Genomic DNA, 16,883 nt, shown 5'->3' on the forward strand with positions numbered 1-16,883 from the left:
CCGCACGGATCTACCGCCCGCAGCCACCGCGCTGCGGCCATCTCAGCTCTTCGAGAGGTTTCGCCCATGGCCGACATCGTTACCCCCGCCACTTCCGCTTCCGCCACTCAGACCTCCTCCAGGCCGGTGACAACTCCCGATGCCCTCAAGAGCGCCCGCGGCCTGAAGTTCGAACGTCACTTCACCAAGCCCGGCGTCTCCCCCTTCGACGAGCTCACCTGGGAGCTCCGCGACGCCATCATTCAGGACTTCAAGGGCAAGATCATCTTCGAGCAGAAGGACGTCGAGACGCCCAGCTCCTGGTCCATGACCGCGACCAACATCGTCGCCTCCAAGTACCTTCACGGCCAGGTCGGCACGCCCGAGCGTGAGTCCGGCGTTCGCGCCCTCGTCTCCCGCGTCGCCGAATCCATCCGCGACTGGGGTATCCGCGACGGCTACTTCGCCTCCGACGAAGACGCAGCCGTCTTCTTCGCGGAGCTTTGCCATCTCCTCCTCAACCAGAAGGCCGCCTTCAACTCGCCCGTCTGGTTCAATGTCGGCTGCGACCGCCTCGAGCCCAACTCCGATGCCCACAACTGGCACTGGGACGCCGAGAAGAACGACACCGTTTTCTCCAAGACCGGCTACACCCGCCCGCAGTGCTCCGCCTGCTTCATCAACTCCGTCGACGACTCGCTCGACAGCATCCTCACGCTCGCCAAGACCGAAGGCATGCTCTTCAAGTGGGGCTCGGGCGCAGGCTCCAACCTCTCCAAGATCCGCGGCAGCATGGAAACTCTTTCCGGCGGCGGCACGGCCTCCGGCCCGCTCAGCTTCATGCGTGGCTTTGACGCCTTCGCCGGCGTCATCAAGTCCGGCGGCAAGACCCGCCGCGCCGCCAAGATGGTCATCCTCAACGTTGACCACCCCGACATCTCCGACTTCATCGAGTGCAAGGTCGCCGAAGAGCGCAAGGCCTGGACCCTGATGTCCGCGGGCTACGACGGCAGCTCACCCGACAGCGAGGCCTTCACCAGCATCTTCTTCCAGAACGCCAACAACTCCGTCCGCGTCACCGACGAGTTCATGAACGCCGTCGCCAACAACGACACCTTCTTCACCAAGTCCGTCAAGAACGGCGCTCCCGTCAAGGAATACCGCGCCCGCGACATCATGAACCACATCGCCGAAGCCACCTGGCAGTGCGGCGATCCCGGCATGCAGTACGACTCCACCATCAACCGCTGGCACACGAGCAAAAACACCGACCGCATCAACGCGTCCAATCCCTGCTCGGAGTACATGTTCCTCGACGACTCCGCCTGTAACCTCGCCAGCTTCAACCTGATGAAGTTCCTCACCCCCGGCGGCCAGTTTGATGTCCCCGCCTACCGCCACGCCATCGCCGTCGTCACCACCGCGATGGAGATCATCGTCGACGCCGCCGGCTACCCCACCGAGCAGATCAGCCGCAACTCGCACGACTACCGTCCGCTTGGCCTCGGCTACGCCAACCTCGGCGCGCTCCTCATGGACTTCGGCCTGCCCTACGACTCCGACGCCGGCCGCGCCTTTGCCGCCACCGTCACCGCCATCCTCTGCGGCGACGCCTATGCCCAGTCCGCTCGCATCGCGGAGTCCTGCCCTCCGCTCGGCGCAGCCACACCGCTCACCCAGCGCGTTGAGCGCGACGGTGGTGCCTGCCCCGGCTTCTACGTCAACCGCGAGCCCTTCCTCGACGTCATCCGCATGCACCGCGCCGAGGTCAACAACATCGACAAGTCCCTCAAGCCCAGCCCCAAAGGCGCGCAGGACGCCGCCGGCTTCATCGCTCCGCAGCTTGAAGAACTCAAGGCGGCCGCGCAATCCGCCTGGGACGAAGCCCTCGTCCTCGGCGAGCTCTACGGCTATCGCAACTCCCAGGTCACCGTGCTCGCCCCCACCGGCACCATCGGCTTCATGATGGACTGCGACACCACCGGCATCGAGCCCGACCTTGCCCTCGTCAAGTACAAGAAGCTCGTCGGCGGCGGCATGATCAAGATCGTCAACAACACCGTCCCCGGCGCCCTCTTCAAGCTCGGCTACAAGGACGCTGAAGTCCAGGGCATCGTCAACTACATCGACGCCACCGGCACGATCGAAGGCGCGCCCGGCATCAAGCCCGAGCACCTCGGCGTCTTCGACTGCTCCTTCAAGCCCGCTAAGGGCACCCGCTCCATCTCCTGGCAGGGCCACGTCAAGATGATGGCCGCCACCCAGCCCTTCCTCTCCGGCGCCATCTCCAAGACCGTCAACCTCCCCAACGACTGCACCGCAGCCGACATCGCCGAGGCCTACACCGAAGCCTGGCGCCTCGGCCTCAAGGCCGTCGCCATCTACCGCGACGGCTCCAAGGGCACCCAGCCCCTCAACGTCTCCGCCGTCGACAAGAAGGACGAGAAGGCCACGACCCCCGTCGACTCATCCGACGCCGCCGTCTCCGCCCTCATCGCCGCCAACGCCCAGGCCGCGGCCGACGCCGCCGTGCTCCGCGACGAGCTCGCCTCCACCCACGCCCGCCTCGCCACCAGCGAGCGCACCGCCAGCACCCTCAACGCCCAACTCGAAGCCCTCCGCCGCTCCATCACCGAGGGCAACGACACCCTCGACGCCCAGGCCCCGCCCGTCGCCATCCGTCACCGCCTGCCCAACGAGCGCGCCTCCGTCACCCACAAATTCTCCATCGCCGGTCACGAGGGCTACATGACCGTCGGCCTCTACCCCAACGGCCAGCCCGGCGAAATCTTCATCCGGATGGCCAAGGAAGGCTCCACCATCTCCGGCCTCATGGACTCCTTCGCCACGGCCGCCTCGCTCTGCCTCCAGCACGGCGTCCCCCTCAAGGTGCTCTGCGAAAAGTTCGCCCACACCCGCTTCGAGCCCTCCGGCTGGACCGGCAACGAAGAGATCGGCTTCGCTAAATCCATCATGGATTACCTCTTCCGCTGGATGCAGCTCCGCTTCCTCTCCGGCCACCAGCTCTCCCTCTTCAACCTCAAGAGCCTCGAAGCCCAACCCGCCTCTACTGCTTCCAGCGCCGTCATCCTGAGTGAAGCGGAGCGAAACGAAGGACCTCTGTATTCCGCTCCCGCTCAGCTCTCCGGAGGCGCAACCGTCCCCGTCACCGGCACCGTCAACGCCCCCGACAACACCGTGATCGGCTATGAACCAACCTCCACCCACGGCTCGTCGGCTGAACAGCTCAACGATCGCCGCGCCCCGCAGCAGGGAATCGCCCCCGACCTCACCGCCTCCTACGATTTGTCATCCCGTAGCGCAGCGGAGGGATCTGCTTCTCATGTCCTCGGCACAGAGGACCGTGGCATCTACCACGTCGCCGACGCCATGAAGTCCATGTACAACATGGGCGACGCCCCCTCATGCTCCACCTGCGGAGCCATCATGACCCGCAACGGCTCCTGCTACCGCTGCATGGAATGCGGCAGCACCTCCGGCTGCAGCTAGTCCTCCGCGGACGGCGAGACGCGCTTCTGTGGGTGAGCACATAAGCTGAAAGTTTGGTCACATAAGCTGAAACTTCGTACCGCATAACCTGAAATCGCTGAGCAAACGAACGCGGCTCCCCGGAAGGGGGGCCGTTTGACTGTTTGGGCGGTCGGATCAGATCTGATCAGCTGGATGCCTAGTTCCTGTCGAACCGCCGCCGACGACACCGCCGCCGCGCCCGCACTCTCTGAGGAAGCCGCCGCCAAGCTCCAGAAGCTCGACGAGAAGCTCGGCCTCACCCCCTGCCTCATCCTCACCGTCAGCGAAAACGGCTATGGCAAGCGCACTGACGTCGACGCCTACCGGCTCCAGTCCCGCGGCGGCAAGGGCGTCATCAACATGAAGACCACCCCCAAGGTCGGCAAAGTCGTCTCCATCCAGCTCGTCGACGACACCACCGAGATAATGGTCATCAGCCAGTTCGGCAAAATCATCCGCATTGACACCAAGAGTGTCCGCGCAGCCGGCCGCTCCACCTCCGGCGTCCGCCTCTTAAATCTCGAGGCCGACGACAAAGTCGCCAGCGCCACCGTCATCCCACCCGAAGCCCCAAAAACCAACGGCGAAAACGGCACCCTCGTGCAATCACTCGTTCAGCAAAGAACCTCAATAAATACCAGAGGCTCGGACTTTAGTCTGAGCCTCTTTTTTTTTGAAAGAGGGAAATTGACTCTTTAGTTAGAATTGGGTACGCCATCCACTTTGAATCACAGGGGCGCGTTTGAAGGTTCGTGCGTCAACACTAGATGACTTATTAAACGAGGTCTTCCGACGACTTATTTCGTCCGGGCGAGAGACTTCTCCGCGCAAGGGGAAGGCGCTCGAATTTACGGGTGCTGTCTTCGAGCTGACCAACCCGAGGGCAAGGATGAGCCGAACGGAAACGCGTGCCCGACTGTTCAGTTGGCTCGGCGAACTACTGTGGTATCTCGCTGGCAGCGACGAGCTTTCCTTCGTAAGGTACTACATCGAAAACTACAAGCCGGACTACCCAGGAGCCAAGCGTGTGAGGGCCGCTTACGGTCCGCGTATCCGCAGCGAGAAAAAACATCAACTGCGTTGGATCGTTCAACTCATACGGGAAAACTCAGACACACGTCGTGCGGTTATTCCGATCTACCACCCGAAGGACACTTACACCAATCTTCCAGAGGTTCCCTGTACTTGTACACTGCAGTTCTTGTTACGGGGTTCTCGGCTAGAATTGGTCACCCACATGCGTTCTAACGACGCTTACAAAGGGCTGCCCGGCGATATCTTCGCATTCACAATGATTCAGGAAATTGTTGCTCGAGCCCTAGGAGTGGAACTTGGTCGATACAAACATCTGGTTGGAAGCCTGCACCTCTATGTTGAAGACAGACGCAATGCGGAACGCTATTTGGCTGAAGGTTGGCAGCGAAAGATAACTATGCCAATAATGCCGCTGGGCGATCCCTTTCCACAAATTGAAAGGCTTGTACGATTCGAACGTGCCACAAGACTGGGCACTCACGCGAAGATTCCTTCCGACCTTCCGGAGTATTGGCAAGACCTCGCTAGATTATTAGCGATATTTCGCGCTGAAAAGGAGCAAAAACCCGCTGCGGAAATCCGCAAGATGCGTGAACGAATACACTCAGACGCATATGCTCCATACATTGAAATGAGGAGGCGAAAAGCCGAAAAGTTTGAGCCCGTCGCGACGCAGTCAGACGAGCTCCCTTTTGACGAGGAGGCGCATGCGTAAAGAGGACTTAGCATTTGCGAGCGCAACATATAGTCGCCTGGGCACCTTTGATCAAGGCATCCATGCGCTTCCGGGTATCTCGACTAAAGACACGAGACGCACTTTAGTTTTTCAGATAGTTGAAAGCGTTCGGCGCATTCGCTTCGTGCAACAGGTATCGCAGCGGCCAATTGCTGCCTCACGAAAGGATCCATCGAGCGCGTATTTTGATCCAGTACGTGCAGCGATTCTCTATCACGCAACCGGAGATTTAGAGGAAGCATGCTGGCTAGTTTTCCTGTTTGTCCACTTCGGGAAAAACCTAAAAAGTGGCTACCAACTAATTGCGGACGTCTACGGAAGTCTCGGGCAAGGTAAAACGTGGACATGGAAGCGCGTCTCGGATGATCCACTCGAATTCAGGCATTGGCTCGACAAACACCAAAGTGACCTTAAAAGCCAAGGAAATAAGCATCGCGGATTCGGAAATCACCGCAAGTACCAAAGCCTCCATGCATGGAAACAGACGGGGACCGGTGAAGCTGTTCAAAGCTATGTCACTTGGGTCAAGAGCGCGGGTGGTCACAAAAGCTTATTTGCGTCAGCAGTAAAGAAGGCCGGTGGCAATGCCGAACTGGCATTTGCCGAACTTTATCGCGCGATGAACGCAGTTCGTTCATTCGGCAGGACCGCCAAATTCGATTACCTCGCGATGATCGGGAAAATCGGGTTGGCAGCTATACTCCCTGATTCAGTCCACTTCGTTGGAGCAACCGGGCCCGTGTCTGGAGCGAAATTGCTGTTCACTGGAAATACCGACACCAAAATGTCGAATAAAAGACTGCAAGAACTCTCCGACTTGCTATCCAATCACTTGAAGGTCGACAAACAAGTGATCGAAGATAGCCTGTGCAATTGGCAAAAAAGCCCAACCGAGCCCGTATCATTCAGAGGCTAAAACTCGCCGCAGAATAATGAATCTTCAATTTGTTGAACAGTTTTGGCGAAATCCGGCCTCGATGCTGAAGCTGTCCCACTATGACGCCTGGCGAAACCCCACAGCGCCGCGCAAATCGCGCGATCGAGAATTGGTTGATCGGAAGAGTTAACAAAGCAGTCTCTCCCTGAGGTTCTAGGATCACGCGTTGTGCAAATTGATTCGCTTCAGTCTCCTGTTGCGGAGTAGAAGTTGATTCATGATCGATGTGCGGTTCTTGGCTGTGTAGGATGAGGTGGGCCGCCTCGTGAAAAAATGAAAACCAAAATTGATCGTCCGATAAAAACCGGCCACTAAGCAAGAGAAGCGCCTTATCCCTCTCAAGCATGAACGTCGCACCGCTCGCTGCGCACCCGGTTATTGATCGCGTAACAACCACCGCCACACCGTGCTTTGCGCATTCCTGCTGAAGAGCAGCAATGAACCTTTTCGGATCGCCGATCTTACTAAGTGCTTTCAGCCCGGCCAGATTGGTAAGGAATTTCTCCCTATCCCAGGGCTCGCAAGCGATCTTTTCAGCGAGCAATTCTCCATGTCGGATCCACGCCACCGTCGTGGAAACGTCATTCTCAAAAGCTGCCGAGGTTCTGAACTTTGTCACACCCAGTCGAGCAAGGTAATTCTCGCGCCACTCTTGAACTGTCGCGATATCAAAATAATCGAGCAGCTCGGAAGGAACGTCATCCTTCGAACAGGGCTTAGGTAACCACCCAGACTCGATCATTTTTTTAACCGGGAACGTCGCAACCCAGTTCCTCAAATCGGGCTCGGCTGCAGCTAGCTCCTTGAGACCATCCTGATATTGCTTCTGCCGCTCCAACCAGAAAGACGCTGTTGAGCCAACGAATGTGGCGAGACCCTTCGCAAGTTTGGGCGTGACAGGCAAAACACCCGCCAGAAGTTTCCCGGCATCGTCGTCAGCCAATCCGATTTGCTCGCGAAACGCGGCGAGACTCGTGCCTTTCGCATGTAGCACGGCGCGTATGGTTTCACCCGGAGGAGATACCCAATTCGGACGAAACGCAGCATTAGCCATTGCACCTCACCTCAAGGAGTTGGACTCCCGTCACACGACGCCAGTTGATCGTAGTCCCAAGAAGAGCCTCTCGGTCGGACGTGTGATTTGATTCGAAGATCAAGGAGCACCCATCACCTGCCGGAAGGGCGAAACGCGTCGGCTGCCCTGATATGGCTGACCAGAGGGGAAGCTCAGCTACGTTTCGGGCGGCCAAAACATCCGCGATACGAGCGCGTATAGCGTCACCGATCGCCTTGCCGTAGAGGTGTACCGGACGAGTCTTGCTAAGTGCCATAGTTCTCAGCGATCGTGTGGCGAAGGCAATTTCCAAGGGAAGAAATCATGCAATGAGCTACATGGGTTCTACCAGTCAAGCCGCTCAATATCAATGCTTTTGAGCTGTGGGAATCATGTCAGTATCTCTACCGTAGGCGAATATATAGCGAAGATATGTGGTATGTCAATCTTTGCGTCGGGAGCGCGATAAGACGTAGGATCTAACCTCCCTCCCGGTGCACGACTCTCCTTCTGCCGCTGTAGCCAGCCTCATCCCTGCGGCCGCACACGCGCATGCCCCCTGCAGCCTCCTCACCTCCCGACCAGATCAAGGCCCTCGTCAGCGTACCCGTGAACCCCAACCAGCCTGGCCGCACCAAAGACTCCCCCGACTGCACCTGGAAGTGACGCCAAGGGTGAGGACCGCGTCCATGTCGGCCCGAAGACCCACGACAACTTGCCCCCTCGCCTCCTCGCCTCCGTCACCGGCGTCGGCAATGGCCGTAACGCCGGTAGCTTCGCACGGCCAGAACCCGAGACTCCCGCGAATCTGGATCGATCATTCACCTGAAGATTTCGTTTGCGTGATACTCGAGGTTCTCGTCGGTTGGCCTATACGACGCTACCTCAGGCTCCCGAATCGGCTGGCCGTGAAGCCGATAGTATTCCTTGCCGTTGAAAAACTCTTCCTTGATCCTTGGGCTCACGACAACACGACGGTCCGTGGGATCCACGGTAAGGTACCCTCCGTCGAAGAGGCGGTGCAGATCGCTTCGCATCAGGAGTCCATTGGACACTTCGTGGCGCTGGTGCAGTTTGAATGGTCGGATATGAGCGGCGTCGAGCACCGGCAGTGTCCGCTCCCCGGTTAGCGCACATCTGCGGTCGTAGGCGTCCGTCAGCACCACTCGGAATAACCCCTGACCGAGTCGCGGGAGGACGATTTGTGGCGTGCCATGCCCGTGTGACGCGATCGCTGCTTCCGTAGCCAGTGCCTCGGGCATAGCTCGCGCCCTTAATCGCTGCTCAACCTCGTTCCACAGCCCTTGCCCGTTCCCCGCTTCCGCATCGTAGCCCTTGCCGCTGACGATCTGTGACGCGAAGTCTGGCGGGGATGCGATCCAAAGCTCTCGCGGCCAGAAGAACGGCTCGGCCAGGAGGATGCATCCAATCTGAGGGTTGTCGTGTTGCGCTATCGGCTCGCGTCGATAATAAGCGATCCGGCTGCGCATTTCAGTCAGCGTCGTCACACCGTTGGATAGTCCGAACACCTCCCACGCGAGATTGACCGGCATCTGCTGGAACCGTGCAAAGAATCCTCCCCCGACGATGTAGTTCTCAGGTGAGTGGAGCTTGAAGAGAAACAGCTCGCCCGGGTTCAGGGCTTTGAAGGATGCCGTCGGAGACGGCCGCCAGAAATTGACCTCTTCGATGCCCGATTGGGACGAGAGGAGATCGAACCAATCCGGGTCGGTGATGCCGACGAAGATACGCATGAGCCTTTGCGGAAGATCATAGCAACCTCGGGAAGCTGAACCGGCTCCGCGGTCAGCTCCCGGCCACTTCTTGATACTCCTCGACGATGCTGTCGTTCATGTGAGCAAGATGTTCCATACTGGCGATCAGTCCTACACTTTCGTAGGAGATAAAGGTGCAACTCTTTGAAAGTGGTCCGCGTTCCAGGAGCGAGAAGACCGGCCTCTGCATCTCGCGAAAGACTTTCTCTCTCCGCTCATCCGGTGCAACGATGTGAAGACGGATGTCCATGTTGGGCTGAAGAGCGAGCAGATCCGCCATACGTAGCAGCCCGGAGTAGACGGCGGTCGTGTGCTCTACCTCAAACGCTCTGGCGATCCAACGACCCCGTAACCAAAGCACGTCGATTTGCTCGATCGTGTTTAGAGTCACTGTATCGTTATTCAGTGGCAAACTCTCTATCAGGGCTCCACGATCACGTTCGTCGAGCAACTCGGCGACGCGTCCCCTATCGCTTCTTGGAATCCATATCTTGAAGCCCAGCTTGATTCCAATCTTCGAGAGGCTCGATTGGATCTGGAATGATTGGCGTACCTCGGGTGCCTGGGGCTGAGCCTGCACCGGAGTGGCCACAAAGTGTTCAATTTCGTCTTCGTCTGTGGGAACTGTTACGGTGACTTCTCCCTCGCTTGTCTTTAGCTTTCGTTCGCTTGCCCACCGGTCACGCAAGGGAGCCTCGTAAAAATCGAGAATCTTGCCTGGGTGTTCCGTCGCCAAATTGTTACGAAGATTGAGTAGCGCGTCATCCAATTGCCGGTCGGACCAACCCGACATCTCTCTCGGTTGGGCAACACCGAAAGCAGCAAGGATGCTGACGCGGTCGTTGTTCGACGAGATTCGTTCAACCTTCTCCGGAAAGGCGAAGTACCTCAACATGTGCCGAAACTGGCGGCTTCCTTCTCGGGGAACACCGTTGATCCACGCGAAGAAGGAGTCGTAATCATTTAGCAGGGCTCGTTCTGCAGACGATCTCCTCTTTAGGTCACGCGCCAACTCGAGTAAGAATTCTAGTTCGGAGGGCCGGTAATTGTTGAACCCGGGCCCACCAGAACCGATCCCAACGAGAACATCGTCCTTAAGTAGCGGGTGAGCTGCCGGAATTGGCTCTCCAGATAGGTTCCATAGATCTGTAATCTGCTTGTGCTTTGTTCGTGCCTTCATATTGGAAGGGAACAGAAGCAGCGCCCAGAGCATCTCGGCGCTTAGCTGCTTCGCAGACGGCGATGCTTGCGCCATCTGACGCTTCAGCTTGGTCATGAAATCATCACCACTAAGGTCCGGGTGATCTACGAAGGCATGATAAACCTCATCTATATTCTCTTTGGTCCATAGGGCACGCCCATGTATAAAGACCGATCTGTCGTTGATCAGACAATCTTTGATCCATATTTCTGCGGCCGATAGAATAGGTGACGTGTCTCTCTCACAGTTGTAACGTGCCATAGGGCAGAATGACCTTTCACTCAGAAGTCAACGACTAAGAAATCAGAAACCTATTATGGCTGTTTGCCGCATTTTTCGCATTGCTCGACGCGGCTCTGCCTTCGACGTGGCGCCACGTGCAGTCGGGTGATTCGTTGGAGCTGCGCGGGGCCGCCGCGGTTCACGGGTACGCTGAGGACTGCTTTGATCTGGTCGGGGTGAGAGCCTGCAGGAGGTTTGCACGTGCGCAAGAGTGGAAGGAAGTGTGGCTGCAGCAGCGCGGGTCAGCCTCGTGGGGAGCATGATGCGCTCCAGAGAGTTAAATACAGACCTCTGTTGAATGAGTTCTAAGACTTCGCTGTACCTTATGCGCGGGTTTCTACATCGTCGCACGTACACATACACCTTCGCGAACTAGCTCCGACAGGAATATCTCAGCTTGACGGGCGAGGGTCTCTGAGGTCAAAAGAACGCCCAACTCAATGTTCCGGTTTTGCGCCGCTTCAGTAAAGTTTGCCGACGATACGAACAGTTCCCGTTCATCGAGCACTACACATTTAGCATGGAAGGCTATCGACGAACCAGCAACTGCTTCTAGAACCCGTCGATCATAGTAGATTTCAGGAAGTCGATGATTAGCAGGCCAATGGCGGATTCTAAAATCCTGTACAAAGTTCGTGACGGCTGAAGAGGTAAAGGGGATATCTGCGGGGCGAATAGCCAAATTCAGAAAGAGTCGAACTCGCAGGCTAGGGATAGCTTCCATGCGCAATGCGAGCTCTTCAAAAATTTTCTTGCCCTGATGAACAGCATAGCCAGCTATGGTGACGCTGCTTCCCGCACGCCTAAAGAGATCGGTCACAACGACTCTTGTATCGCGGTGGTAGGCTCCAGACTCGACCGGTCCAGTCATGACCAACTGCACTAAATCTTCTAGCGGAGGCCTCGTTGCCAATGACTCAAGGAGAACATCAATGCAGCTTGCAAGAGCCTCCGCGTTACAGCCTCGATCAGAGATTGTTTGAAGTGCAGTGGTCACATACTGAGCCGTGGATGCACCGACGATTCGTGCGACGGAGGAGAGCGCAAAAGGCGGAGACAAACGTTTAGAGCGCAGCGCATTAGCGATGCTTGTCAGGTCGCCCTGCCGGAGCTGTGTGAGCGTCTTGCCGGGATTCAAGGATTCGGCTCCTTGAAGAACTCTGCCCGCCTACGTTGCACAGTTCGAACTACTAATGCACGATCAAGAAGATCGTTCTGTTGTTCGCAACTTGTCTCAGCGACCAAAAGGCACCCATGACAGGCTGCGCCTAAGAGAAAGCTTCGTTCGTGGGGACTTTCAGGAAGGTGTTGAGAACATACAGGGTCGTTTGAGCAGAGAGCTCCGAGATCAAGAGCGTTCCGAATTGTGTCTGATATTCGACGCCCGACTTCAATCAGTCCACCAAGAGTTCCCTCGGCGTCCGAGCTACCCGTATAAAGCAATACGCCGTAACCGATGTCGGGGAATGAGTAAATCCTCTCGCGGATCGAGCTGGCGGGATACCCGCACTCTAGAGCAATCGTAGTGATTAGCAGATGGGCAAAGGAATGAAGCATGATGTAGGCTGGACCCGCAAACTTGCGGCTTGAGGATCCATGCTCGGCCTTCCATGCATCGAATCCCCGGCGGAGTTGGACGGCCCGCTCTATAAGGGCTGGCTCGCTAAGCCAGTTTTCAATAGCCTTACGATGGAACTGAAGGAAGATCCCTTCACCACGATTCTCAACGGCTGGCACCCAAGTCACGTTTCGGCCTAGGTCTGCACGCCGCACACCCATGTCCAGCTCACCTTCGGTATCGGGTGCTGCGGCTTCAAACCGCGTAAAACCGACTAATGCCATCACTTCTCGAAGTCTCTGAACCAAAACGACCTTCTCGATTGCATGCATCCAAGGCGTGTCCCAGCTGTTCTTCGGGAGGTTTCGAGCGTAAAAGACCCCTTCAGGTCGATCTTCACCAATCTCCTCGGTTGCGGCAATCAACGTTTCCAATTCTGCCGACTTGACTGACTTCTCCTGCACAGATGCGGGACTCCGGCGGGCCTGGACCTCGGCCCAAACTTCAGCATCGGATACACCCTGCAAGGCGTCACGGACCTTCGCCTTTCTGCGTTCCCTCGCTATATCGGCCTCCTCTTCGGCAGTCTCAAGAAAATCCCACACAGCCGCGACTGCCTCTCGTACCGTCTCCATTCTCTCTGGCAACGAAATAACACTCATTCGTTGAGGGAAGTAGGCGTTGGACGCCGTCCGAACCAACAGACGGTTCATTTCATCGCACGGTTCCTTCATCGCAGGGCCCAGCCAGGGGCGGGCGCCGTCGCAACGTCCAAATACCTCAGCCTTCTGGATCGCAATCTGCGCCATGCTTCGTTCAGCTTTTCCGCACGAACAGCGAATCCATATCTCGGAAAGATCGCCACTTGTTCCGCGTTCGTCCAAGTACAGCAGCCGACCTTGGTTGCGGCAGGTATTTTCGTTTCCATGCAGGAAGAAGTACCAATCGATGTCGCCAATGTGCCCGAGCCTGCAAGCACGAACAAATCGAACTGGCACTACACTAAGCTTTTTCCTGGTCTCCGGATGAATGAAGACGTTTCCTCTCGCAAGGGCACGAGCGTGAACAAGGAAGCGGCTTCGCCTCGACTGGTCTTGGGCCTTACCGGGCGGATCTTGGGTGACAAACCACTCAGGAAAACGATAAGCACGCACCCCTGTGATCCTCTGGTCGTCGATGTCGCCTGCGGATGGCGGAGTTTCAAGTCTCACAGTTGGAATCTGAAGTAGGTTGGCGATCTTTGCACTTAAACGGGGCTCGATGATCAGCTCACGATCGCCGACCCAGTCGTCAAGCCCGGCAATGAGTACCGAACGTTCCGGTAGGTCGGTCATAGCGCCTGGGCCGAATGTCGTGATGAGTTGTCCCTGACGAAGCTGCCCTTGTGGTCTCTTCCTCTGCGTGGTTCTCATTAATCCTCGTCAAGGTCGAAACCTTCAAGGCTCCGAACCCACATATTCACGTTTGGCTCAACATTCCGCAGTGAACGGTTTGCCCGAAACTTCATTTTCCAATTTCCACTAGGCAGATTCTTGAGTGACGGGTCCAGGAAGTCCTGCAGGAGCGGCACACCGGTGCCATGCTCGTGAGGGTTGTACTGGAGGCCCGCGCCAACTTGCTTCTGGTCTTGTACGACTCTCGCCCACTCATCCAGCAGATCACCGCAGCGTTGCCTAACGGCCTGCCGGAGGCGATTGCGCTCTTCAGTGCCGAGCTTGTTGTGGTTGAACGCGCGTCCTCCGAACCTTTCTACAACCGATTCTAGTGAGTTCCGCTGATTCAAAATCTCCATGGCCCCAAGAGGAGGCGTCATCACCTCAAGGCCAAGGCGCGAAAGAGCAACAAGAGAAGCGGCTAAACCGCGATCGAGCGCTCGCGGGGAGAAAGGCGTGACACTCGTTGCCTCAACGCTTCGATAGAAAGTCTCGTGATAAGCACAAAATCGTTCGTAATGAGAGCGGTCTCGTGGCTTGTGAACGTTGAGAAGCGTGACAACCAGCCCCGGTCGCTCGGGATCGCGCCCAACGCGGCTGCTTGCTTGTATGTACTCGGCCGAAGTCTTTGGCTGACCAAAAACGACCATCAAGCCCAGTCGCGTAATGTCAAGCCCGACCGAAATCATATTGGTGGCAATCGCAACGTCCGCATGGTTCTTTTCTGTAAAAGGACGAGCCAGCTTCGCTTTTGCCTCCGAGACCTTCGACGTATCGACGCGGCTCGTCAGTTCGACTGGCTCGTAAGCGATCTCTCTATCAGCAAATAGGCCGAATTCTTCGCCGACCCGTTTCCTGGTGCCGTATCTCTCAAGTCGATTCCGCACTTCGTCCTCAATTAACCTTCGAGCGCCCCCCAACTCCCGAAGGGCATTGAAGTACCCGACCAGTGTCATGTAGGGGTCGGCTGGATTCGGGGACGATTTCTTGAGTTCTTGGTACGACAACTCTCCCGCACCGAGGAGTGCCAGGTATACCCGAAGCATGGCAACTTTCGGGCTCCGCCCCTGCGCGGCGATTCCAACATAAAGTCGTGGATTCGTCTGCCCGTTACCTTCTTCTGGCTTCAAGGTGCAAGCAAAGAAGGAATCGCGCCGGTCGGGTCCGGGCGGCGGAAAGATGTCCACCTGATCTCTGTTGAACAGGGCTTGGATTTGACTGTCGGCTCTTCTGACCGTGGCTGTAGACGCAACGATCTTTGGCCTCACTTTGCCGCGCACTGCCAGTTCTTCAAGTGCGGTCTCGTAGAGACCGACCATCGTGCCAAGGGGACCAGAGATCAGATGGAGTTCATCTTGAATGATCAGATCCGGCGGGAGCAGCTGGCCATTGGGCAACAAAGAGCCTCTGCCCGGCTCCATCGGGCCGTAAAAGCCTGCTTTGTCGTATCGCTGAACCCTGCCGAAGAAGCCGGCAATTTTTCCGGTCCACGGCATCCCCGCAAACTTATCGACAGTGGCAATCATGAAGCAAGGAAGCCGACGATACATCGGTTCATCAACAGCGACAATGGGCAGCGTGCGGTCCCTGTTGAAGTCGCAATCGCGGTTGATGCAGGCGATCTGCAATTCGTCCGGATAGTCACGATTGATCCGGCCATTCGCTGTCAGCCGGAAAGATTCTCTCTGGAACTTGGTGCCACACCAAGGGCATTCCTCCAGTGGCACTGGGGACGGCTTGCTGCTGTCGTTCCAAAAAGCAATAGTGCGACGGCGTGCGGTCTCAGGGTGGTCCCGATCCTTGCTGCCCATCTCGTTCGGTGTCGCTGCCCGCCCTACCCATAAGCCAATTTCGAACGGCCAGTCTCCGAGGCTCGGGTCGGCCTCTCTCAACAGTTCCAACGCACACATCAGGGTCGCTGCGCGGCTAAGCTGGTCAAGCGTCAGCAGACGCAACGTATACCGCATCAGAACACAAAGCCCCGCGCCCGTGATTCCAGGGTTCCGCAAGCGTCTTAGCAGCAAGCTGAATGCGGCGAGTCCCAGATAGGCCTCGGTCTTGCCGCCGCCCGTCGGGAAGAACAGTAGATCGACAATCTCGCGATCGTTGCCTTCCGGCTCGGCGATTCCGGGCAGGTTCATCAGCAGGAAGGCGAGTTGAAAGGGCCGCCACGAGGGAGCCTTCACCGATTCGATGGGCTTGTTCTGCATCGGGCCAAATCGACGGCGGGCCGCTGTCCCCATCGACTGGTTTGCCAAGCGAAATGCCTTCAGGCATTCGGGATCAGCCAGCAGCGAGATTCCGCGTTCGATGCGGTCTGCGGCAACACTCCCGTTATCGAGCAAGCTCTTCGCGGTTGCTGCCCGCTTTCGGGGCGACGCTGGAGCCTTAGCACGCTGCGACTCGATCCACTCGCGATAATGTGCGACCAGAGGCATTAGTTTGGCTCTGGCTTCCGCACCGTCTACCAACGTTGCAAGTTCATCCATGCCGAGGGAGACGCCTTCGATCGACGCGGGGGCGACGCGCTCCACCTGGGCTTCGGGAATCCAACAAGTGCGGACTTCGCGGGGATTGCCCGACGCCGCGACATTGTGGCCTACGGCATATTCGCCAACATCCCGATACTGCAGGTCAGCGACGTTCTCATCCCAATCGTCTGATAGTAGGCCGCGCGTATTGGGTCGTTCGAGGAACGGCTGGTCCGCGGTCAGGCGTAACTCGGTCTGGAATGCGAAGGCCTCATCGCGGATCTCATCGCCTTTGGGAGTTCTGCGGTTGACGATGAAGACTGAGATGGTTCGGGCTCCATCCTTCAAACCGGCCTCCGGACCGAACTTGCCTACCGGCAGGATGGTGAGAGCGACGGTGAGGCCGCTGCTTTTTGGAACCTTCTTTTCTGTCGGACTATCGAGTTTGTCCACGAGGTCTAACGGCACCGTCTCCTCTCGTGGCTCTCTTGTCCATTGCTCCGAGCCGGCACCGTCGCTCTTGCGGCGGTAGTCTCCCCAACTGACGCGGACGGTAAGGGTCTTTGCTTCTTTTGGGAGCAGTACGCTGACGCCGATGGAACCGGGCAGGTACTTCTGTTTGGCAGCCGCGCTTGGATCGGGAGTCACGTCGTCGTCGAGGCCTGGTTCGCCGCCGGAATCCAGGTCGTCGTCCGCGTCGGCATCGCTGCGCTGTTCGGCGGGTCCGTCGAGTGGTGCAAGAAAGCCGGTCAGATACCAGCGGGACGGTGACTGCGGCAAGACCTCTGCTGCGTCGCCGAGGCCCTGTTGCGGGCCGACCAGATCGAGCTTCAGCGCATCGATCAGCTTGCCACGCACGTGCGCGGATGTTGTTTCTGCGGGCATATCTCG

General features: G+C 57.6%; 9 protein-coding genes and 1 pseudogene. 4 read left to right on the forward strand and 6 right to left on the reverse strand.

What is annotated here, in order from left to right; genetic code table 11:
* Nucleotides 1-66: 66 nt before the first annotated feature.
* From VGU25_16425 to VGU25_16440, 4 genes and pseudogenes are all read left to right on the forward strand, one after another.
* Nucleotides 67-3,489 (forward strand): vitamin B12-dependent ribonucleotide reductase, encoded by a 3,423-nt coding sequence (locus VGU25_16425; protein ID HEV2578792.1) that lies wholly within the window; start codon nt 67-69, stop codon nt 3,487-3,489.
* A 246-nt stretch (nt 3,490-3,735) separates the two neighbouring features.
* Nucleotides 3,736-4,116, forward strand: a pseudogene (locus VGU25_16430) (DNA gyrase C-terminal beta-propeller domain-containing protein).
* Nucleotides 4,117-4,252: 136 nt separating this feature from the next.
* Complete coding sequence (locus VGU25_16435) at nt 4,253-5,260, forward strand: thymidylate synthase (protein ID HEV2578793.1); 1,008 nt, start codon at nt 4,253-4,255, stop codon at nt 5,258-5,260.
* Entirely contained in the window at nt 5,253-6,197 is a 945-nt protein-coding gene (locus tag VGU25_16440; protein HEV2578794.1) for a hypothetical protein, read from the forward strand. The genes VGU25_16435 and VGU25_16440 overlap by 8 nt, the downstream gene beginning before the upstream one ends.
* Here VGU25_16440 and VGU25_16445 read toward each other — a convergent pair.
* The 6 genes from VGU25_16445 to drmA form a co-directional block, all read right to left on the reverse strand.
* A complete protein-coding gene (locus VGU25_16445; protein HEV2578795.1) occupies nt 6,187-7,272 on the reverse strand; it encodes an ImmA/IrrE family metallo-endopeptidase in 1,086 nt (361 codons plus the stop codon). The genes VGU25_16440 and VGU25_16445 overlap by 11 nt on opposite strands.
* An 821-nt stretch (nt 7,273-8,093) precedes the next feature.
* Nucleotides 8,094-9,026 (reverse strand): HNH endonuclease, encoded by a 933-nt coding sequence (locus VGU25_16450; protein ID HEV2578796.1) that lies wholly within the window; start codon nt 9,024-9,026, stop codon nt 8,094-8,096.
* A gap of 52 nt (nt 9,027-9,078) precedes the next feature.
* Nucleotides 9,079-10,323, reverse strand: coding sequence for a hypothetical protein (locus VGU25_16455; protein ID HEV2578797.1), 1,245 nt, complete (start codon nt 10,321-10,323; stop codon nt 9,079-9,081).
* Between the two features lie 544 nt (nt 10,324-10,867).
* Entirely contained in the window at nt 10,868-11,668 is an 801-nt protein-coding gene (drmC, locus tag VGU25_16460) for a DISARM system phospholipase D-like protein DrmC (GenBank protein ID HEV2578798.1), read from the reverse strand.
* Nucleotides 11,665-13,500 carry a DUF1998 domain-containing protein gene (locus VGU25_16465; protein HEV2578799.1) on the reverse strand — a complete coding sequence of 612 codons (1,836 nt, stop codon included), beginning with the start codon at nt 13,498-13,500 and terminating at the stop codon, nt 11,665-11,667. Before VGU25_16465 ends, drmC begins: the two co-directional genes overlap by 4 nt.
* Nucleotides 13,500-16,877: a DISARM system helicase DrmA gene (drmA, locus tag VGU25_16470; GenBank protein HEV2578800.1), complete on the reverse strand. Its 3,378-nt coding sequence runs from the start codon at nt 16,875-16,877 to the stop codon at nt 13,500-13,502. The genes VGU25_16465 and drmA overlap by 1 nt, the downstream gene beginning before the upstream one ends.
* Nucleotides 16,878-16,883 lie beyond the last annotated feature (6 nt).

Source organism: Acidobacteriaceae bacterium (assembly GCA_035944135.1).
Classification (GTDB): domain Bacteria; phylum Acidobacteriota; class Terriglobia; order Terriglobales; family Acidobacteriaceae; genus Granulicella.